Annotated in this window: 19 protein-coding genes; 10 read left to right on the plus strand and 9 right to left on the minus strand. The window is 68.3% G+C overall.

Going from position 1 to position 20,081, the window contains the following annotated elements; all coding sequences use genetic code 11:
- Window positions 1–74: 74 nt before the first annotated feature.
- From BLQ73_RS14215 to BLQ73_RS14255, 9 genes are all read left to right on the plus strand, one after another.
- The gene (locus BLQ73_RS14215; protein ID WP_093170900.1) at window positions 75–1,172 is read left to right on the plus strand and encodes a cupin domain-containing protein; all 1,098 of its coding nucleotides are present in this window, start codon (window positions 75–77) and stop codon (window positions 1,170–1,172) included.
- A gap of 44 nt (window positions 1,173–1,216) precedes the next feature.
- Window positions 1,217–2,116, plus strand: coding sequence for a hypothetical protein (locus BLQ73_RS14220; RefSeq protein WP_093170901.1), 900 nt, complete (start codon window positions 1,217–1,219; stop codon window positions 2,114–2,116).
- Between the two features lie 39 nt (window positions 2,117–2,155).
- Complete coding sequence (locus BLQ73_RS14225) at window positions 2,156–2,875, plus strand: dienelactone hydrolase family protein (protein ID WP_093170902.1); 720 nt, start codon at window positions 2,156–2,158, stop codon at window positions 2,873–2,875.
- Window positions 2,872–4,572 carry an ethanolamine ammonia-lyase reactivating factor EutA gene (locus BLQ73_RS14230; RefSeq protein ID WP_093170903.1) on the plus strand — a complete coding sequence of 567 codons (1,701 nt, stop codon included), beginning with the start codon at window positions 2,872–2,874 and terminating at the stop codon, window positions 4,570–4,572. The genes BLQ73_RS14225 and BLQ73_RS14230 overlap by 4 nt, the downstream gene beginning before the upstream one ends.
- A complete protein-coding gene (locus tag BLQ73_RS14235; RefSeq protein ID WP_218125852.1) occupies window positions 4,569–6,059 on the plus strand; it encodes an aldehyde dehydrogenase in 1,491 nt (496 codons plus the stop codon). Before BLQ73_RS14230 ends, BLQ73_RS14235 begins: the two co-directional genes overlap by 4 nt.
- 2 nt (window positions 6,060–6,061) lie before the next feature.
- Window positions 6,062–7,042 carry a hypothetical protein gene (locus BLQ73_RS14240; protein ID WP_093170904.1) on the plus strand — a complete coding sequence of 327 codons (981 nt, stop codon included), beginning with the start codon at window positions 6,062–6,064 and terminating at the stop codon, window positions 7,040–7,042.
- A 184-nt stretch (window positions 7,043–7,226) separates the two neighbouring features.
- Complete coding sequence (locus BLQ73_RS14245; protein WP_218125853.1) at window positions 7,227–8,387, plus strand: thiolase family protein; 1,161 nt, start codon at window positions 7,227–7,229, stop codon at window positions 8,385–8,387.
- Window positions 8,384–9,118 carry an enoyl-CoA hydratase/isomerase family protein gene (locus BLQ73_RS14250; protein ID WP_218125854.1) on the plus strand — a complete coding sequence of 245 codons (735 nt, stop codon included), beginning with the start codon at window positions 8,384–8,386 and terminating at the stop codon, window positions 9,116–9,118. Before BLQ73_RS14245 ends, BLQ73_RS14250 begins: the two co-directional genes overlap by 4 nt.
- Window positions 9,115–9,924, plus strand: a complete 810-nt coding sequence (locus BLQ73_RS14255) for a 3-hydroxyacyl-CoA dehydrogenase family protein (protein WP_275936289.1) — start codon at window positions 9,115–9,117, stop codon at window positions 9,922–9,924. The genes BLQ73_RS14250 and BLQ73_RS14255 overlap by 4 nt, the downstream gene beginning before the upstream one ends.
- A gap of 75 nt (window positions 9,925–9,999) precedes the next feature.
- On the opposite strand, the gene BLQ73_RS14260 is transcribed toward BLQ73_RS14255, so the two are convergent.
- The 9 genes from BLQ73_RS14260 to BLQ73_RS14300 all read right to left on the minus strand — a co-directional run bounded on the left by BLQ73_RS14260 (window position 10,000) and on the right by BLQ73_RS14300 (window position 18,611).
- Window positions 10,000–10,854: an amidohydrolase family protein gene (locus BLQ73_RS14260; protein ID WP_093170907.1), complete on the minus strand. Its 855-nt coding sequence runs from the start codon at window positions 10,852–10,854 to the stop codon at window positions 10,000–10,002.
- A 4-nt stretch (window positions 10,855–10,858) separates the two neighbouring features.
- Window positions 10,859–12,037 (minus strand): CaiB/BaiF CoA transferase family protein, encoded by a 1,179-nt coding sequence (locus tag BLQ73_RS14265; RefSeq protein ID WP_093170908.1) that lies wholly within the window; start codon window positions 12,035–12,037, stop codon window positions 10,859–10,861.
- Window positions 12,022–12,540, minus strand: a complete 519-nt coding sequence (locus tag BLQ73_RS14270; RefSeq protein WP_093170909.1) for an acyl-CoA thioesterase — start codon at window positions 12,538–12,540, stop codon at window positions 12,022–12,024. The genes BLQ73_RS14265 and BLQ73_RS14270 overlap by 16 nt, the downstream gene beginning before the upstream one ends.
- 17 nt (window positions 12,541–12,557) lie before the next feature.
- The gene (locus tag BLQ73_RS14275) at window positions 12,558–13,553 is read right to left on the minus strand and encodes a 3-keto-5-aminohexanoate cleavage protein (RefSeq protein WP_093170910.1); all 996 of its coding nucleotides are present in this window, start codon (window positions 13,551–13,553) and stop codon (window positions 12,558–12,560) included.
- A gap of 84 nt (window positions 13,554–13,637) precedes the next feature.
- A complete protein-coding gene (locus tag BLQ73_RS14280) occupies window positions 13,638–14,861 on the minus strand; it encodes a M24 family metallopeptidase (protein WP_093170911.1) in 1,224 nt (407 codons plus the stop codon).
- A 94-nt stretch (window positions 14,862–14,955) separates the two neighbouring features.
- Complete coding sequence (locus BLQ73_RS14285; protein WP_093170912.1) at window positions 14,956–15,765, minus strand: ABC transporter ATP-binding protein; 810 nt, start codon at window positions 15,763–15,765, stop codon at window positions 14,956–14,958.
- Window positions 15,766–15,847: 82 nt separating this feature from the next.
- Window positions 15,848–16,681: an ABC transporter permease gene (locus BLQ73_RS14290; RefSeq protein ID WP_093170913.1), complete on the minus strand. Its 834-nt coding sequence runs from the start codon at window positions 16,679–16,681 to the stop codon at window positions 15,848–15,850.
- Window positions 16,678–17,322: an ABC transporter permease gene (locus BLQ73_RS14295; RefSeq protein WP_176955444.1), complete on the minus strand. Its 645-nt coding sequence runs from the start codon at window positions 17,320–17,322 to the stop codon at window positions 16,678–16,680. The genes BLQ73_RS14290 and BLQ73_RS14295 overlap by 4 nt, the downstream gene beginning before the upstream one ends.
- 269 nt (window positions 17,323–17,591) lie before the next feature.
- Window positions 17,592–18,611: an ABC transporter substrate-binding protein gene (locus tag BLQ73_RS14300; protein WP_093170915.1), complete on the minus strand. Its 1,020-nt coding sequence runs from the start codon at window positions 18,609–18,611 to the stop codon at window positions 17,592–17,594.
- 659 nt (window positions 18,612–19,270) lie between these two features.
- Here BLQ73_RS14300 and BLQ73_RS14305 point away from each other — a divergent pair.
- A partial coding sequence (locus BLQ73_RS14305) for a PaaX family transcriptional regulator C-terminal domain-containing protein (protein ID WP_093170916.1) occupies window positions 19,271–20,081 on the plus strand: 811 nt, incomplete at its 3' end.

Below are 20,081 nucleotides of genomic sequence, written 5' to 3' on the forward strand. Positions count from 1 at the left end.
ACAGTGGCGGACATCATCAGTCCGATCACCGGATGAACCTTTTCTTCACCATGCCTTGAGGGGGCAACACCACGATGGACGATCGCTTTCTTGTCAACAGTTATCTGGAATGGTCCGCTGCCGAAGGGGTTCCGGTTCACGAGGGCTTCGGGTTCAATCTCCTCACCACGGATCTCGGTCCCTGGGCGCGGTTCGGCGACACGATCTCGGGTGCGCTGATCCACCTCGAGGGCCGGGGCGACTGGCTGAACGCCTTCGTCATCGAAATCCCCGCCGGTGGGAACACCGACATGCAGCGCCACATGTACGAAGAGATCATCTACGTTCTCTCCGGCCACGGCAGCACCGAGATCGAGACCGCCGACGGGGTGCGGCACTCGTTCGAATGGGGAGAGAGCGGCCTTTTCGCCATTCCCATGAACGCGAAATACCGCCACTTCAATCTCGACGGAAGCCGGCCGGCCCGTCTCGCGGCCGTCACCGACCTTCCGGTGATGATTAACCTCATCCACGACGAGCGTTTCATTTTTGAAAACGACTTCGACTTCGACCGTGTGCGGGGCGAGAAGTCCTACAACGGCGACGGCGAACTCGTCGAGCGCCGGCCGGGCCGCCACCAGTGGACGACCAACTACGCACCCTCCCTGCGCACCCTCCAGCTCAAGGAATGGGCGCAGCGCGGTGTGGGAAGCTCCAACATCCACCTCGTGCTCGCGGACGGCACCGTGCACGCCCACGTCTCGGAGATGCCCCCCGGCTCCTACAAGAACGGCCACCGGCACGGCCCCGACTTCCACATCTTCCCAGTGTCGGGCGAGGGCTACTCGCTGTTCTGGTACGAGGGCGATAAGGACTTCAACCGGATGGACTGGGCGCACGGCAGCCTGTACGCGCCGGCCGACCAGATGTTCCACCAGCACTTCAACGTCAGCCCCGGCCCCTCGCGCTATCTCGCGTTCGCCTTCGGCAGCATCCGCTACCCGGTGACACAGGCCCGCGCCGACCACTTCAGCGAGGTGGACATGAGCGTCAAGGAGGGTGGCCTGCAGATCTCGAAGGAGCATGAGGACCCCCGGGTCCTGGAGATCTTCGCCAAGGAGCTCGCTCAGCGTGGCATCCCCCTGGCGCCCGAGTTCGAGGCCAGGTGGGCCCTCCGGAACAAGTCGGTCTAACCCAGCTTGGAACGCTCCCCCCGGATTGACAGGAGATAGTCATCATGGCCGACATGGCACCGGACGACCCGGTTCCCCTTGGATACAATGTCGTCAAGCCGATCTTCGAAGGCTCCACAGGCCGGGTCTTCGCGATGGACTCCCTGCTTTACGTCGCGACGCCCGAGATCGGCGAGTTCGACGTGGTGATCGCGTCTTCCTTCTGCGGTGTCGGCACGGTCGACCGCGCGTTCCGACACGGCGTCCGAGCCGTGATCGCGCATGACGCCGGCGTCGGCAAGGATCAGGCGGGCATCTCGGCTCTGCCGTACGGCGACCGCTTCGGCATGCCGGTCGCCGCCGTCGACGGGCGCACCGGGGAGGTGTCCAACGGCCTCTCACTCGCCGCGGGGCTCATCAGCCACGCCAACGAACTGGCCCAGAGTCTGGGCGTGCGCCCCGGCCAGCGTGCCGTCGACGCGGCGACCCTGATGCTCAAGGCGCCGCGGGGCCGTCCCCAGGACACCGAGGTCGAGATCGACGACACGCTCTATGAGATGGGCACCACGGAGACCGGCCGCATTCTGGCGATCCGGGCCTTGACGTCGCTGCCGGAGGACCAGGACTACTCCTCGGACATCGTGGCGGTAGGTGTCCACGCCGGACAGGTGTGGGGCGATCTTGTGAAGCGCTGGCGCGTCAAGGGGTGGCTGGCGAACGACGCGGGCATCGGCAAGAACAGGGGCGGTATCGGCGGGCTGTTCCGGTGTGAAGAGCTCGGCATGCCGGCCGCGTCGATATCCGCGGATTCGGCTCGGATCGACGACGGTCTGAGCAGTTATCACGAAGGCATCGTCTCCGCGGTCAACAGTGTCGCCGCGGAGGCGGGAGTGACAGTGGGCATGCGCGTGCCCGCGGCCATGCTACTCATGAGCGCGGCTCGGCCGGCGGTCAAATCAACGTAGCGCGCAGTATCCGTGTGACATGAGAAAGGGACGATCCCGATGACAGCCGGTGAATTCTCCTACCGCGATGAAGATCTCACGTTGACGGGTTTCCTCGCCGTGAACGGCGGCGAGGCGGCCAAGCGGCCGGGAGTGGTCATCGCGCCGGATGCCGCGGGTGTCAGCGATCACATGAAGAGGCATGCGGCCAGGTTCGCCGATCTCGGCTACGTGGCGCTGATCCTGGACATGTACGGCGCACCCGTGTCGGGCCTGCACGACGGCATGAAGTACGTGGGCCCGCTCAAGGCGGATCCGGTCACACTCCGCCGCCGCGCCCGCGCCGGCCTCGACGCGCTCGCCGCTCACCCGCAGGTGGACCCGGCGCGACTCGCCGTCGTCGGTTACTGCTTCGGCGGTACGGTCGCCCTCGAACTGGCCCGCGACGGCGCCGACATCGCCGTGGCGGCCAGTCTGCACGGTGATCTCGTGACGAAGGCGCCGGCCCAGGCAGGGGCGGTCAAGCCGACGGTGCTGGTCTACCACGGCGGGGCCGACCCCCTCTGCCCGCTGGACACCATTCCGCCTTTCGAGCGGGAAATGGACGAGGCGGGCGCGGACTGGCTGGTGACGGTCTACGGAAGCGCGAAGCACAGCTTCACCAACCCGGGGGCCGATCTGTACGGTGTGCCCGCCGCCGGCTACAACAAGCTGGCCGACGAGCGCTCCTGGGCGGACCTCACACACCATCTCGGTGTCGCCTTTGGAGCGGCTCGATGACCTCGGCCGCGGAAGCCGACCGTGCCGGGGCCGGCGGGCACGCCGCCGACCCCGGCGAGGGGCACGGCGAGGGGCACGGCGAGGGGCACGGCGAGGGGCACGGCGAGGGGCACGGTCACGGCCACGGACACGGGGGGGACGGCCACGAGCATGGGCATGGTCACGGCCACGGGCAAATGTTCGACCCCCGCGGTGAGACCGCGGAGGCGCTGGCCAAGCTCGACAAAAGCGATTCCTACCTCTGGCAGATCGAGAACGTCGAGCTGACGACCGTCGGCATCGACGTCGGCTCCGCGACGTCCCACCTGATGGTTTCGAGGGTACGGCTGCAGCGCATGGCCGACGCCCATTCGAGCCGCTTCGTCGTGCACACCCGCGAGCTGGTGTACCGCTCTTCCGTGCTGTTCACGCCGTACCTCGACTCGGGCGACATCGACACCGTGCGCCTTGGGGACTTCGTGCGGGGCGAACTGGAGCACTCAGGGCTGGGCCGCGGCGACATCGACAGCGGGGCCGTCATCCTCACCGGAGAGGCCCTCAAGCGGCGCAACGCGCGCGCGATCGCCGATTTGTTCGCCGACGAGTCCGGGCGGTTCGTCTGCGCCTCCGCGGGGCACAAGCTGGAGACCTTCCTCGCGGCCCACGGCTCAGGTGCCGTCGAGCTGTCCCGTGAGCGGAGCGAGCCGCTGCTGCACATCGACATCGGGGGCGGCACGACGAAACTCGCGCTGATCGCCGACGGTGAGATCGTCGGCTCTGCGGCGATCGAGGTGGGCGCGCGGCTCGTCGCGCTTGACGGCCGGAGGGTGGTCCGCATGGACCAGCCGGCCGAGGCCGTCGCCCGTCGGCTCGGCATTCCACTCGCCATCGGCGCGGAGCTGAGCGTCGCCGACGAGGAGCGGTTGGCCGCGGAGTTCGCGGCGATCGTGCTGGCCTTCGCGACCGGTGAGGTCCAAGGCGCGTCCCCGATCCTGACCGAGCTGATCCTGTTCGACGATCGCCCGTCGGACGTACGGCCCTCCGGGGTGAGCTTCTCCGGTGGTGTCGCTGAGATGATCTACGGCGAATCCGCCGCCGGTTTCCGCGACCTCGGCGCGCCTATCGCGCGCGGGATCCGGCACGATCTCGACGAGGGGCGCTACGGCACGCTCCTTCGGCCAAGCGCCGACCCCATCCGGGCCACGGCCATCGGCGCGTCCCAGTTCACGGTGTCGGTGAGCGGAAACACGCTGGGCATCTCCGACCCGGACATCCTTCCTCTCGTGAACGTGCCGGTCGTGGCGCCTGCCGTGGACCTGGCCACGGCCGGCGCCGCGGAGATCGCCAAAGCGATCTCGGTGGCACGGGAGCCGGTCGAGGAGGACGCACTGGTCAAGGCCCGTGCGGTGACGGTCCAGTGGAGCGGCCCCCCCAGTTACGCACGTCTGCGCGAGTTGGCCGAGGGCATCGCCGAAGGGTTCGCCGACCACCTTGAGCGCGGGCGCCCCCTGGTCGTGCTTCTCGACGTCGATCTGGCACGTTCCCTGCATCGGCTGCTGACCGACGAGCTGTCGGTGTCGGCCCCGCTGGTGTGCGTGGACAGCCTGTCCCTGGCCGCGTTCGACTACGTGGACCTCGGCGCTCTCGTACAGCCGGCCGAGGTCGTGCCTCTGATCGTCAAGTCGCTGCTGTTCGACGCTGGAGGGAGTACTCGTTGAGCGCGTCCGAAGTCCGCGACGCGGCAGACGAGGTCGGGATCGAGCATTACCTCATGCTGATCGGCGACACGTGGTGTGAGGCGGACGAGGGCGCGCGTCTGGACTCGGTGAATCCGTACACCTCCAAGGTCTGGGCCACGACGCCCTCCGCCGGGCCCGCGGACGTCGACCGGGCGGTCGCCGCGGCCAGGGCCGCGCTCGACGGCGGGTGGCGCGCCACTCTGCCCGCCGACCGGGCCCGGATGCTGCGCCGCCTGGGCGACCTCGTCGGCGAGCGGATCGACGAGCTGACCCGGTCGCAGGTCAACGAGAACGGCAGGCTCGGCCACGAGGTGAGAGGCCAGACGGAGGCGCTCCGCGGCTACTGCTACTACTACGCCGGAATCGCCGAGACGCTCTCCGGCCGCACCCTGCCGAGCCAGGGGCCCGGCCTGTTCGCCTACACGGTGCGCGAACCGGTGGGCGTCGTGGCCGCCGTCATCCCGTGGAACTCACCGCTCGCGCTGCTCATCTGGAAGCTCGGCCCGGCGCTGGCCGCCGGCAACACCATCGTCGTCAAGCCGAGCGAGACGACGCCCGTCTCGGCCCTGGAGTTCGTCAAGCTCGTGCTGGAGGCGGGCTTCCCGCCGGGCGTCGTCAACGTGGTGACCGGCGAGCGGGAGGCGGGCGCCCACCTTGTGGCCCACCCCGGGGTGGACAAGGTCGCCTTCACCGGCTCCACCGCCACGGGACGGCTGATCGCATCGGCCGCCGGGGCGCAGCTCACCCGCGTGACGCTGGAGCTGGGCGGCAAGTCGCCGAACATCGTCTTCGCCGACGCAGACCTCGAGGCGGCGCTCACGGGCGTGCTCCGAGGAGCGTTCGGCGGCGCGGGGCAGAGCTGCATGGCGGGGTCGCGTGTCCTCATCCAGGAGGACATCTACCACGATTTCAGCACCAAGCTCGTGGAACGCGTGCGGGCGCTACGCCTCGGCGATCCGATGGACCCGTCCACCCAGATCGGCACGATGGCCAACAGGGCCCAATACGACAAGGTGCTGCGCTACATCGACACCGGGCTGTCCGAGGGGGCCGCGCTGCTGGCCGGCGGTGCCGTACCGGCGGACCCGGCGCTCGCCGACGGCCTGTTCATCGAGCCCACCGTCTTCGGAGATGTCGGCAACGCGATGACGATCGCCCGCGACGAGATCTTCGGGCCCGTCGTGTGCCTCCTCAGGTTCGCCGACGAAGCCCAGGCGCTGGACATCGCCAACGACACCGCCTTCGGCCTCGCCGCGGGCGTCTGGACGAACGACCTCAACCGGGCGCAGCGGATGGCCTCGCGGCTGCACGCGGGCACCGTGTGGATCAACACCTACCGGAACACCGGATACGGCGTTCCGTTCGGGGGAGTGGGCGACAGCGGCCTCGGCCGGGAGAACGGCCCAGACGCGATCGACGAGTACACCGAGATCAAGACCGTGTGGATCAACACCTCAGGAGCCTGATAATGACGCTGCTGCTCACCCGTGACGAGGTCCGGCAGGTGATGGACCTGCCGACCGCCGTCCAGGTCCTCATCGAGGCGGCCGACGCGCATGCCGCCGGCAACGTCGACGCCCTTCCCCCGGCCATGCTGGCGATGGAGAGCCGCGGCCTGCGCATGGTCAGCGGCGCGGTCGGCGCGCCGAAGCGCATGGGTGTCCGCGTCGGCCCGGCGGGCCGCTTCACGACCGCGACCCTGCCGGTCACGGCCAATCTCTACAACGAGGCCGACGGACAGCTGCTCGCCTCCATGGCCTACCCCTTCGGACCGCTGCGCATCGCCGCGACGCTGGCGATCGCGACACGCACCATGGCCCGTCCCGACGCCGCCTCGATCGGACTCATCGGGAGCGGCAGCAACGCCGCGCTGACGCTGTCGGCCATCGTGGCGGAACGTTCCATCAAAGAAGTGCGCATCTTCAGCCGTGCGGAGGCGGGCCGTACGGCGTTCGCCGAGAAGGTCTCCGCAGAGCTGGGCGTCTCCGTCGTCCCCGTCTCCTCGGTGGCGCACGCGACCGAGGGCGCCGAGATCGTGCTGGTGGGGACCCCCTCCATCGAACCGGTGCTCCACGCCGACCACGTGACCGGTGAGGGGGCGCTGGTGCTGAGCTACGGTCGGCCCAGCGAGGTCGACCACTCGGTGCACCTCGCGGCCGACCGCGTGGTCGTCGGGTCCAAGCTCCACGAACAGGGGTGGTACGACGCCTGGCGCCGCAACGATGGAAGCCACCCTCTGATGAGGCTCGCCGAGGAGGACCGTCTCGGCTGGGACGCGGTCCAGGAGCTCGGGGACATCACCTCGGGCCGGATCCCGTCCCGCACCTCCGATCAGGAACTGATCGTCTTCAAGGATTCCGAAGGCGGGTTCTGGGACATCGCCATCGCCTCGGCGGTGTACGAACGCGCCCGGGCACGCGGCCTGGGCACCGAATTCGACTTCGGGTAGAGACCGCCCCGGATACGGGGTCGAAGGAGAAGATTGCCTTGTCGATCCGACAACGACCATGTTCGATCATTCCCGTGGGACCCGGGGTCGGAGCCGCTCGGCGATCGACCGGCCGTGTCCCCGCCGGTGTCCCCGCCGGTGTCCCTGCCGGTGCCGGTGCCGGTTCCCCCGGGACGGGGGCGCCGTGAACGACGTCTACCTGGTGGGCGGCGTGCGTACCCCCATCGGCCGGTACGGCGGAGCGCTCGCCGGAGCCCGCCCCGACGACCTGGCCGCGCTCGTCGTGGGGGAGGCGCTGCGCCGCAGCGGCGCCGCCCCCGAGGCCGTCGACGAGGTCGTCCTCGGCGCGGCCAACCAGTCGGGCGAGGACAACCGCAACGTCGCCAGAATGGCCGTGCTCCTCGCCGGGCTGCCCGTCACCGTGCCCGGCTACACCGTGAACCGGCTGTGCGCCAGCGGCCTCACCGCGGTGGCGTCGGCGGCGCAGGCCGTACGCTCCGGCGAGGCCGACCTGGTGGTAGCCGGCGGCGTCGAGTCGATGACCAGAGCGCCCTGGGTGATGGCCAAGCCGGGCACCCCGTGGGCCAAACCGGGAGAGGTCGCCGACACCTCCCTGGGGTGGCGGCTCGTCAACCCGCGTTTCGACGGGCGCACGACGCTCTCGATGGGGGAGACCGCCGAAGAGGTGGCCGCCCTCGACGGCATCACGCGCGAGGAGTCCGACGCGTGGGCGCTGCGCTCGCATGAGCGCGCCGTGGCCGCCGCGAAGGAGGGCAGGTTCGCCGCGGAGATCGTCCCGGTCGGCGAGGCCGCGGCGGACGAGGGCCCCAGGCCGGACAGCAGCCTGGAGCGGCTGGCCCGCCTCAAGCCGATCTTCCGCGACCCGGGCATCGTGACGGCGGGCTCGTCGTCGCCCCTGTCGGACGGCGCCGCCGCCATCGTGGTCGCCAGTGCCGCCGCGGTGGAGCGCTTCGGCCTGACGCCGCGCGCCCGCCTGGTCGCCGCGGCCTCCGCCGGAGTGGAGCCGCACCTGATGGGCCTCGGCCCGGTGCCCGCCACGCAGAAGGCCCTCGCCCGGACCGGCTGGGAGACCTTGGACACCGTCGAGATCAACGAGGCGTTCGCGCCGCAGGTGCTGGCCTGCGTCCGCCGCCTCGGCCTCGACCCCGAGACCGTCAACGCCGACGGCGGGGCCATCGCGCTGGGCCACCCTCTCGGCTGCTCCGGCGCCAGGCTGGTCGTCACGCTGCTCGGCCGTATGGAACGCGAGGGCGGTCGGCGCGGCCTGGCCTCCCTGTGCGTCGGCGTCGGCCAGGGCGTCGCCGTACTCGTGGAGCGGCTGTGAACACGCTGCTGATCGACGAACGCGACGACCGGACGGTCGTCCGCCTGCACCGGCCCGAGGCGCGCAACGCCATCAACGCCGAGATGATCGCCGAGCTCCACCGGGTGTGCGACCGGCTGGAGACCTCCCCGCGGCCGCTGCTGCTCACCGGCGGCGAAAGCCTCTTCGCGGCGGGCGCGGACATCGCCGAGCTCATCGACCGGGGCCGGGAGCAGGCGCTCCAGGGCATCAACAGCACGCTCCTCGAGCGCGTGCGCCGCCTTCCCATGCCCACGGTGGCGGCCGTGAACGGCTACGCCCTGGGCGGCGGCGCCGAACTGGCCTACGCCTGCGACATCCGCGTGGCGGGCACCGGCGCGAGGTTCGGCAATCCCGAGCCGCACCTCGGCATCATCGCCGGAGCCGGTGCCTGCTGGCGGCTGAAGGACCTGGTCGGCGAGCCGCTCGCCAAGCTCGTCCTGCTCGCCGGACACACGATCGAGGCCGAGCAGGCGCTGCACAGCGGGCTGGTCGCCTCCCTGCACGAGCCCGCGGACGTGGAGGCCGCGGCCCACCGTCTCATCGACGGGATGACCGCGATGTCGGCCACCGCGCTGCGGCTCACCAAGCTGGTGCTCGACGCGCCGCCCGGCGCGCACCCCGTGACGGACCAGCTCGCGCAGGCCGTGCTCTTCGAAGACCCGGACAAGCACGCCCGGATGAAGAAATTCCTGGATAGGAGAGGCAAGTGAACGTCGCGGTCATCGGCGGCGGCAGGATGGGCTCGGGTATCGCCCAGGTATTCCTCGCTGCCGGCTGCCATGTCACCGTGCAGGAGCCGGAGGCGCAGGCGGCGCACGCGCGCATCGCCAGAGGGCTCGCCATCGCCGAGTCCAAGGGCGGAGCCCCGGCGGACGGGCTGCTGAAGAACCTCGCCATGGGCCAGGTGCCCTCGGACGCCGGCCTCGTGGTCGAGGCCGTACCCGAGAACCCCGCGCTGAAGGCGGCCGTGCTGGCCGAGGCGGAGGAAAGGATCGCGCCCGGCGCGATGCTGGCCACCAACACCAGCTCCCTGTCCATCGGCGAGCTGTCCGCCGCGCTCACCCGGCCCGAGCGGCTGGTGGGACTGCACTTCTTCAACCCCGTCCCGGTCCAGCGGCTCGTCGAGATCGTCGTCACCGCGAACACCCCCGGCGAGGTGCTCGGCCGCGCCCGGGAATGGGTGGACAGGATCGGCAAGACCGGCGTGGTGGTCAACGACTCGCCCGGCTTCGCCACCAGCCGCCTCGGCGTGCTGCTCGGCCTGGAGGCCATCCGCATGGTCGAGGAGGGCGTCGCCTCCGCCGAGGACATCGACACCGCCATGGTGCTCGGCTACCGTCACCCCATGGGCCCGCTCAAACTGACCGACCTCGTCGGTCTGGACGTACGGCTGGCCATCGCCGAGTACCTCCACTCCCGCCTCGGCCCCCGCTTCGCGCCGCCGGCGCTGCTGCGGGAGAAAGTCGCCGCGGGCGAGCTCGGACAGAAGACGGGGCAGGGCTTCTACACCTGGTGACCGGAAACCCGGGCTCCACAGCGAACGGCCACCGCACGATCTCCGTGCGGTGGCCGTTCGCTTGCGCCCTGCGACTCAGGCGATCTTGAAGAGGGTCTTCGCGTTCTCCAGCAGGATCTTCTGCCGCACCTCGGGCTTGAAACCGAGCGCGTCGAACTCCTCGATCCACCGCTCGGGCGTCAGCGCCGGCCAGTCCGAGCCGAACAGGCACTGGTTCTGCAGGATCGAGTTGGCGTAGCGCACCAGGGAGTCCGGGAAATACCTCGGCGCCCACCCCGACATGTCAATGTAGAAGTTGCTCTTGTGCCGGGCGATGGCGAGGTTCTCCTCCGGCCACGGCCACGAGGGGTGCGCGCCGATGATCGTCAGCTCGGGGAAGTCGGCGGCCACGTCGTCCAGGTAGGGAATCGGCCGGCACGCGTCCAGCTTGTAGCCGCGCCCGCCCGGGGTTCCCGCGCCGGACGCCATGAAGCCGCTGTGGAAGGTGATCAGCATCCCGTGCGTCGCCACCTCCTCCCACAGCGGGTAGAACCGCGGGTCGTTCGGGTGGAACTTCTGCCGGCCCGGGTTCAGCTCCCCGATGCCCGCCAGGCCGAGCTCCTCCGCGCACCGCTTGATCTCGTCCTTCGCGATCCTCCCGAGCCACGGGTCGATGACGCCGAACCCGATGAACACATCCGGGTGCTTCCGTACGGCTGCCGCGATGTGATCGTTCGGCACGGGCTTCGTGCCGGACGTCGTGATGTCCGAGCTGTTCATCAGCACGGCCATCATCTGGCGTTCGCGGTACTGGTCGGCGAGCTCGTCCACGCTGACGACCTCCAGCTCGCCCCCGAAGTACTTCGCCTGCTGGTGCGCCCGCGCACCCAGGGCTTGGACCGTGAGGTCGTCCCGCAGGTGTACGTGGCAGTCGATCGCCTTGATCTCCATATGCTTAGATCACTCCTTTTTCACGCAGATCGCCGAGGTCGTCGGCGCTGAATCCCAGGGCGCCCAGCACAGCGTCGGTGTGCTCCCCGAGCGCGGGGGGAGGCAGGTCCGGAGCACTCGGCGTCTCCGCGTAGCGCACCGGGAACCCGACCATCCGCAGCGCGCGGTCACCGGAGCCGAAGGTCTGCATCATGTCCTGCGCCGCCGCCTGCGGCTCGGCGATCGCCTCGGACACGCTGTGGATCGGCGCCGCCGGAACGTCGTACTCGTCCAGAGCCGCGAGCCAGTCGGCCCTCGGCTTGGTCGCGAACCGCTCGGCGAGCGTGCTGTGCAGTTCGTCGTAGTGCTCGATGCGGGCCTTCTTGGTGGCGAACCGGGGATCGTCGACCAGCTCCGGCAGTCCGACCGCCGTGGCCACGCCGACCCAGAACTTCTGCGGCGAGGACAGGTGGATGGCGAACGGCTTCACGTCGCTCCCGACGAACGAATACGTCTGCGAGCGGCGCGGCCGGGTGTAGGGGCCGCTCTCCAGCCCCGTCATCTCGTAGTCCACGATGGGGTGCGTCAGGAACGCCATGCTCGCCGACAGCATGCTCAGCTCGAACTGCTGCCCCTTGCCCGACTGCGCCCGCCCGACCAGCGCGCCCAGCATGCCGTAGGCGGCGAACAGGCCCGTGAGCTGGTCGGCCAGCGCCGGGCCGACCGGCACGGGGGCGTCGACATCGCTGAGCTGGCTCCACAGGCCGCTGATCGCCTGCGCGATCCCGTCATACGTCGGGCGGTGCCGCAGGGGGCCTTGCGAGCCCATGCCGTACACCGAGCAGTAGAGGATGTCCGGTCGGAGGGTCCGCAGCGCCTCGTAGCCGATGCCGAGCTTGTCGAGCGTCCCGGGGCGGAAGTTCTCGAAGACGAGGTCGCAGGTCACGGCGAGGCGAAGGTAGGCGTCCTGGCCTTGCTCGGTCTTCAGGTTGAGGGTGATGCTCTTCTTACCGCGGTTGAAGGCCGCGAACTGCGGTGTGATCTCCCCGGCGTCGCCGCTCCACCGGCGGAACGGGTCGCCCGTGCCGGGCATCTCCAGCTTGATCACCTCGGCGCCGAGGTCGGCGAGCAGCATTCCCGCGTAGGGGCCGCTGATGTTGTTCGCGTTCTCGAGAATGCGGATTCCGCTTAGGGGGCCCGCCATGTGTCCACTCCTTGTTCTGTGCTCGTCAGGATTCGCCGCACCCGCATCACCACGCCGAGCGGGTCGTCCCGTCCAGGGGCGGCCGAGGCGTCGGGGGCCGTGACGAGGGCGTCGCGCAGCCACCCGGGGACCGGCAGTGGCCGCGCGTCGTCGAGGCCGATCCAGACGTGTTTGACGGAACCGATCGCCACGAGGTCCCGGCGATGGGTGAACGCGTGGGTCACCTCGTAGCTCGACGTGCCCACGGTGCTGATCCAGCTCAGCACGTCCACCTCGTCGTCCAGCGACACCGGCCGCCGGTAGTTGCAGCGGGCGTCGACGGCGGGGGTGGCCGATCCCGCCTCCAGCAGTCGGCTCAGCGGATGGCCGAGGTCGATCAGGATCTGCATGTAGGCGTGGTCCATCCAGCGGAAGTACGCCCGGAAGTTGATCTGCACGAGATCGACATCGGTCATCGCGACCCGCTGCCGGGTGCGCGTGAGCTTGGCCGCCGTGTCAGACATGTCCCATCACCCGGGCATCACCCGGTTCCCATGCCCTTGGGCCGCATGCCGATCAGGGCACGCAGCTCGTCCGGCGTGGCGAGCCTGCGGCCGAGCGTCTCGGCCGTGGCCGCGGCACGCCGTACCATCTCGGCGCTGTCGGTCACGAGGTCGTCGCGGTGCGGGTAGCGGAAGGCCGAGTCCTCGGTGCCCACGCGCACGTGCAGGCCGAGCAGCATCGCCGTGGTGGCCAGATAGTGGCCGGCCCGGCCGGCGGCGCACACCTGGATGAACGCCCCCGCGTCGATCTCCTTGATCCGGTCCACGATCTGGATCAGCTCGAACATCATGGCCTTGGGGTGCTTCAGGTAGGTCGCCAGGCGGTCGCTCGCCTCGGTGTACGGATAACCGATCAGGATGATCCAGCACGTCGGCGTGGGCAGGATGTTCTTGGACAGCACCAGGCGCTCGGCGAGCTCCACCTCGGCGGCCGAGTGGATGGAGAACATCACGCGGCCGCCGCGTTCGGTGACCAGGTGGGCCGCGGCCTCCATCCACTCCACGGGGTGGCTGGAGGCCATGGGGGCCGTCTCGGCCAGGCCGGAGGTGATGGGGAACATGTTCTCGGCGAAGTTGTCGCCGCGCAGGATGTTCGCGTCGACGACCCAGTCGCGGCCGACGCGCTCGGTGATGGCGGGGATCAGCTTCTGGTAGCTCTCCTCGACCGTAAGTCCCGAGTCCTGGATCGCGGGGAGCCCGCCGAAGTCGATGTGGACCCCGCAGGCCCCCGCCTCGATGGACGCCACCGCGGCGTCGACGAACGACTCGTAGTCCTGGGCATACCTGTCGGACGGGTCCGTGCTCTCACGGACGATCCGCCCGGACACCGCGGCCGTCACGGCCACGACGTCGGGGATGTCCCACGGCGGCTGCACATCCGGAGGCGGCGGCGAGTCCATGTCGCGGGAACCGCGAGCCACTTTGAGAGCCATGCGGCTGGGAAGGGTGCGGAAGTCTTGTGTCAGGTCAAGCATGAGCTGCCGGTATCCAATCGTGAAAGAGAAGGATCGGCGGTGACCGGTCGACGGGCGTCGACCGGTCACGGGGTCGAGATGCGGTCACGCACCGTCGGTGACGAGGATCTCGATCTCGTGCTTCTGGAGCATGCGGTAGCCGTCCTCGGTCACCACCAGAGCGGTGCCGCCGAGGAACGTGTCCTTCCCGTCGGCCGAGATCAGCGTGGGCGAGATCGAATAGACCATGCCCGGAGCGAGCACGAAGTCGGGCTGCTCCTGCTTGCCGGGGACGAACTCCTGCTTCACGCGGTGCTTGCTGCCCGGGTACTCCGGTACGGCGATGCCGAACTGGTGGATCTGCGAGTGGTGGGAGAACTGGAACGGGGTTTCCTGAGCGGCCTTGCGATACGCCACCGTGAGTTCCGAGTGCAGCGCGCCGGGCTTGACATGGCTGAGGACCTCCTCGCGGACGGCGCGAATGGACTCGAACATCGCGGTGTGCAGAGCGCTGGGCTCCCCGACGGAGATCTGGTGGTCGGTGTGCCCGGCGTAGCCGCCGTAGCGCGCCATGGCCGTCAGGGTCAGCATGTCGCCCCGCTGGACCTCACGGGAATGGCACAGTTCGGCGACGGCAGGGTTCTGCGAGGCGTGCTTGCCGAAGGAGAGGAAGAGCCACGTATCCATGTCGGCGCCCTCGTCCCACATGGCGCGGATGCCCTCGTGGACGATCTCCGCACCGAGGCGCCCCGGCCGGGCGAAGCGGCGGATGGACTCCACCGCCGAGTCCCAGATGCGGCAGGCCTCCTGGATCATCGCCTGCTCTTCCTCGCTCTTCAGCGTCCGCGCGCTGATGAACACGTCGGCGAGCTGGACCAGTTCCACGCCGGGCAGCGCGGCGCTCAACTGCTCGACGACCAGGTGGCTCAGGCCGGCGTCCACGCCGACCCGCCCGCCGCGGCCGATACCCAGCTCCTTGATGCGGCCGACCATCGCCGCGGTGTCACCCACCTGCATCGGCGAATGGACGAAGTCGCTCGCAGGCCGGATGTCGGTCACCCAGTCCTGAGCGTCCAGGAGCGTCTGCACGGGGATGTCGGCGATGTGGCGGCCGTTGACGAAACCCGTCAGCGGCGTGGACTCGTCGGTCGGGAGAATCGCGAAGTTCTCGCCGGGAAGGCCGTTGGTGAGGTAGAAGGCGTTGAAGCCACTGGCGATGACGGCGTCGACCTCCGCGTCGCGCAGATACCCGCGCACGAGGGCGTGTCGGCGGTCGCGCTCGGCAGGCGAGAGCCGGGGCTTTCCAGCTGAGGTGCTCTTGTCGGTCATTAGTGCATTCCCTTCGAAAGGCGCTCGCAAGGAGCGGCGTCGTGCAATCCCCTCCGGCGCGGCGCACACAGGAGCGGATGAGGCGGAAGAGAGCTCAGCTTTGGGGGGTACGGCGGTGGCCCGACTCGGCCACCGCCTGCCGGATGAGGAGCGCGACCTCGGACCTCAAGGCGATGAACTCGCTGGTGGCCTTCGTCTCGATCTGATCGCGGTCGGCCGGTAGATCGATCGGCAGTTCCTTGAGCGTCCGGCTCGGGGCTCCCGTCAGGACGACCACACGGTCACCGAGGTAGATGGCCTCGTCGATGTCGTGGGTGACGAACATGATCGTGGTGCCGTGTTTCCTGTGCACGGCCGCCACGAGGTCCTCAAGGTCGGATCGTGTCTGGGCGTCGACCGAGGCGAACGGCTCGTCCATCAGCAGAAGGCGCGGACGGTAGGCGAGCGCGCGGGCGATGGCGGCACGCTGCTGCATTCCACCGGACAATTGCCATGGATATTTGTCGCTGTCACGGCTGAGGCCGACCTCGGCCAGTGCGTGGGCGGTCCGGTCCTTTCTCTCCCGCTTGCTCACCTGCAGGTAGCGGAGCGGCAGCTCGACATTGGCCTCGACGGTCATCCAGGGGAACAGAGATCTGCCGTAGTCCTGGAACACCATGGCGAGGTCCGCCGGCACGTCGTTGACGTCCTGCCCCCGCAATCGGACCGTTCCACTGGTGAAGCGCATCAGGCCCGCGATGGATTTCATCAAGGTCGTCTTGCCGCAGCCGGACGGTCCTACGATCGAGACCAGTTCTCCACTGCCGATGGTGAAGCTGACCGAATCGATGGCGGGCCTTCCGGCCGAGTATTCATGGTGAAGCCGATCCACCTCGAGGATAGGCTGCTGTGGCTGTGTGGACATCGCTTTTCCTGTCGGTGAAATCCGGTCGTCATGGATGTCTGGTCGCCGTGCTCGCGCGTTCATGGCCGTCCACGCGGTGCGATCAGCGTCTTCTCTCGTCCGCGTGCCATCTGAGAAGTCGGTTCTCTATCTGCCTGAAGACGACGTTGAGAGCGAGTCCGAGAACGATGATCACGACGATTCCGGACCACATATCTGCTATTCGGAAATAGGCCTGAGAGATATTGACGAAGTGGCCGATGCCGTCGGTGCCGGCGACGAGCTCGCTGAGCACCATCACGTTGAGGGCCAGTGCCACGGCGACGCGGAGTCCGGCCACGATCTTGGGGCTCGCCGCCGGGAGGGTGACGTGTCGCAGTGTGGCGAGCCGCCCCATGCTGAACACGCTGGCGGTGTCCCGCTTGACCCGGTCGACGCCTCGGACGCCCTCCACGGTGTTCAAGAGAACGGGCCAGACCGCGACGAAGGCGATCAGCGACACCCGCATCTCGCTGCCGGTGCCCAGCAGCACAAGGAAAACCGGGACCAGTGCGGGACCTGGAATGGAGCGCATGAAGTCCATGACCGGTTTGAAGAGGTCGGACACCAGACTGGAGGAGCCGATCAGGACACCTCCGGCCACGCCCAGTATGGCGGCGATCGCCCATCCCGCGAAGAGCCGCCAAACGCTCGTCAGGATGTCGCCGAGCACCAGGTCGGTCAGGAAGAGGGGGGGAGGGCCGGAGAACAGCAGGTCCCACATGGTGCTGAAGACCTTGGACGGCGGCGGGAAGTAGGCCGATCCGCTGGAGGTGGAGGCGGTCTGCCAGGCCGCCAGGGCCACGATCACGATCGCCCAGTGCAGGGCCAGATTTCCCAGAGTCCGCCCGAGCCGTGTGGACCGGCTCGGGACTCGCACCGATACCGCCGCCGTCATCGGTCCGCCGCCGTCATCTTGAGCCTCCAGGCGAACAGGATTCGATCAAGGATCGTCAGCCCGGCGTTGACGGCCGTGCCGAGTATCCCGGTGACGACCGACCCGGCCAGGACGACGGTCGTCGTCCCCAAGAGGCTGGCGTCCAGGATGTAGGCGCCGATACCGGCGGACGATCCGGCGACCAGCTCCGAACCGACCACGATGATGAGGCCGAGGGCCGCGGAAATCCGAACGCCGGTGAGCACGAACGGCGCGACGCTGGGGAGCACCACCCTTCTGAGCACTGCCGTTCTGGGCAGTCGGAAGCTGCGCGCGGTGGCCAACGCGACTGGATCAAGGTCTTTCATGCCGTATACTGTGTTGAAGAGGATCGGCCAAACCGTCGCAAAGAGCGTGAGAACCACTTTCATTTGCGTGTCGGATCCGAGCACGAGAATAAAGATGGGGATCAGTGCGACAGACGGAAGTGTCCGCAGAATCTCGATGGGCACCGCTGTCGCCTTCGCCACCACGGGAATCGATCCGATCAGCACTCCCAGCGGCACCGCGATGACCAGTGAGAGCACCATCGCGAGCGCCCACGCGTACAGGCTCCAGCCGATGTCTAAGAGGAATTCTCCATTGCTGAGGAGTGTGAACATTTCGGATAGCACCTGGGTGGCCGTGGGAAAGTCGCTTCCCAGCCAACCGGCTGAGGTGGCGACCTGTGCCAAGACCGCGAAGGCCGCGACTCCGACGGCTCCCCGGACAACCGGCTGCAATGACTTCTTTGTTCTCCCCTTGGCGGGTAGAGGCGCTTGCATTGCCCGGTCGTTCCCGGTGGGTTCGGTTGCCGGTTCGACCTGCCGTACATTGCCAAGAGTCATTGCCCACCTCCGATCATGTTGAAGCCCGCACCCAGGCGACGTGCCTAGTTGTACTGCGGGAGCTCGATTTTGTTCTTCACGACTTTGAGGTCTTGGAGGATGCCGACCAGCTTCTCAAGGCTGGCGCGGTCGATCTCCGGGGTGTACTTCGGAAGGACGATGTTCTTGGCTTGATCGGCCGTGTACTGCGTGTACGTGGGAAGCGTCTTCTGCACGATGGCCGGATCGCTGTTGATCTTGTCGCTGGCCCGGACGATGGCCTTCCGGAACGCCGCCACGGTGTTGGGGTTCTGGTCGACAAACGACTTTCGAATGTTATAGCCGATCAGGGGGAAGCCCTGGAAGTCGCCGCCGAACACATCGAAGACGACGCGGTACTTGCCGGTGGCGAGCATGCTTCCCTGGATCGGCTGCGGCACGCACGCGGCTTCGATGTCACCCTTGCTCAGGCTCGCCTCCATCTGTGAGGCACCGAGCTGGACATACTTCGGCCGGCCGGGGACGCCCTCCTTGTTGAGCGTGGCCTCCAGCAGCATGTCGCAGTTTCCCGGAGACCCGCTCACGGCGGCGGACCTTCCGACCAGGTCGGCGGGGGACTTGATGTCCGAGTCGTTCGGCACGAGGTAGGACGCGAACTTCGGCACCCCGCTCGTGCTGCCGGCCACGGCCACGATGGGGATGCCGGTGTCCATCGCGAGAAGGTGCGCCGTCCACGGCACCCCGCCGACGTCGAGGGACCCGCCCACCGTCGCCGCCGCGGGTGCTCCCGGCGGCATCACCTTGGTGGTGATCTCCAGGCCTACTTCCTTGAAGTAGCCCTCTTGGACGGCGACGAATACCGGCAGATAGTCGGCGGTGGGCAGGTAGCCCACCGTCAAGCTCTTCGTCTCAGGTGCGCCCGAGCCGCCCGCCGCCGGCTTGGCCGGCTCGGCGGTGTCGCTCGTGCCGCAGGCGCTGACGAGCAGCAGGCTCGCGGAGAGGGCGGTGGCCAGACCGCGCAGCCGCCACACGCGCGTGCGCTTCGGCTGCAGTCCTGCACATCGAAGGGGGGTGTGAAGGTTCATGGCGTCTCCTCCTGAGTTAGATTGAGGGACTCGAAGTCGATGTGGATCCGCAGCCCATCGGCTTATTACATTTTCAAACCAGATGCTGGCAGATAGTTACAGCAGCGTCAACCCCCTGCGTACGGGCTTCTTTGCCGCCCGCAAGTCCCCTCTGGGGCCCTCGTGAAGGGCGTCGGCGAAACGCCGGGGCAACAATGCTCAACCCCTGATCAGGGGTGATGTGAGCGGCTTGCCGCCATGAGGTTGGGCGAAGGTGGTCTGGGTCGGCCTCTGCGCCGGAAGTGTCGGGACATCTTCTGTTAACGCGGATCACGAACGTGCGCCACCGCCGATCCGCTCGGCGGTGAGGGCGTGCCTCGCATGATCGATGGCGCCGCTCGTTACATGTACAGACCATCTGTTGCCGAAAGATGTAAGATCTGGCCTGGGAGGAGGTCGGCGCAGGGAGCGCGGATGCCTCGCCCTGAGTGAATGACCCGGCATTTCGCCTTGGATGTACGAAGCACGCATGTCCCGCAGAACCAGACTTCGCGATGCGCCTAAAGGATCCGTCATGTTTCATTCGATAGATCAGATGCCTCCGATCCTGTGGTGGCCCCTGCACGTGCCCGCCGATCGGGGGAGACCGGCGGCGCATACCGAGAGCGGCGGGTGCGGGCATGCGTGAGGGGCCGGCGGCGGTGGAGTACGAGCAGGTATGGCGTGACCTCGGCCTCCGTCCGCTGAAGGCGCGGTCGATCATCGCCTCGGCGCTTCTCGGCGTCGAGGATTCGGGGATCGGCAGCCGGCGGATCGTCCAGTTCGCCAACCTGTTCAACGTGCCCGAGGGGACGACCAGGGTCACCCTGTCCCGCATGACGTCCGCCGGAGAGCTCAAGAGCGAGGGTGGTCTCTACCATCTGGACGGCAGGCTCAGGGACAGGCGTCTGCGGCAATTCTCCAGTCGTACGCCGAACCTGATCGCGTGGGACGGCGCGTTCGAAATGGAGATCGTGCATCTTGAGCGGCGTGAGGCGGTGGATCGCCTGGCGTTGCGCGCCGCGATGACGAATCTGAATCTGGGTGAGTTCCGCGAGGGGGTGTGGACCCGGCCGGGGAATCTGGATCCGGGGCGCCGTCTTGAGGATCGGGCGCTGGTGCGTGAGCAGTGCTATGCGGTGGAGGCGAGGGTCGAGGGGGATCCTCGGGAGTTCGTGGGCCGTATCTGGGATCTGGACGGGTGGCGGGATCTGGCGAACCGGTTGCGGCGGTCGATGGCGATCGTGCTGTGCGATCTGGAGGTGGGGAGTGTGGAGGCTCTGGCTCCGGGGTTCATGATCGCGGCTGCGGTGACGCATCATCTGATGGCCGATCCTCTTCTGCCGGATGAGTTGCTTCCTGCGAGGTGGCCGGGGGGCCTTCTGCGGGATGACTGGGAGAGGTTCGACGGGATGTGGAAGAGCGTGCTGCGGGAGTGGTTCGAGGACGAGG

It is taken from the genome of Sinosporangium album (assembly GCF_900100605.1).
GTDB classification, from domain to species: domain Bacteria; phylum Actinomycetota; class Actinomycetes; order Streptosporangiales; family Streptosporangiaceae; genus Sinosporangium; species Sinosporangium album.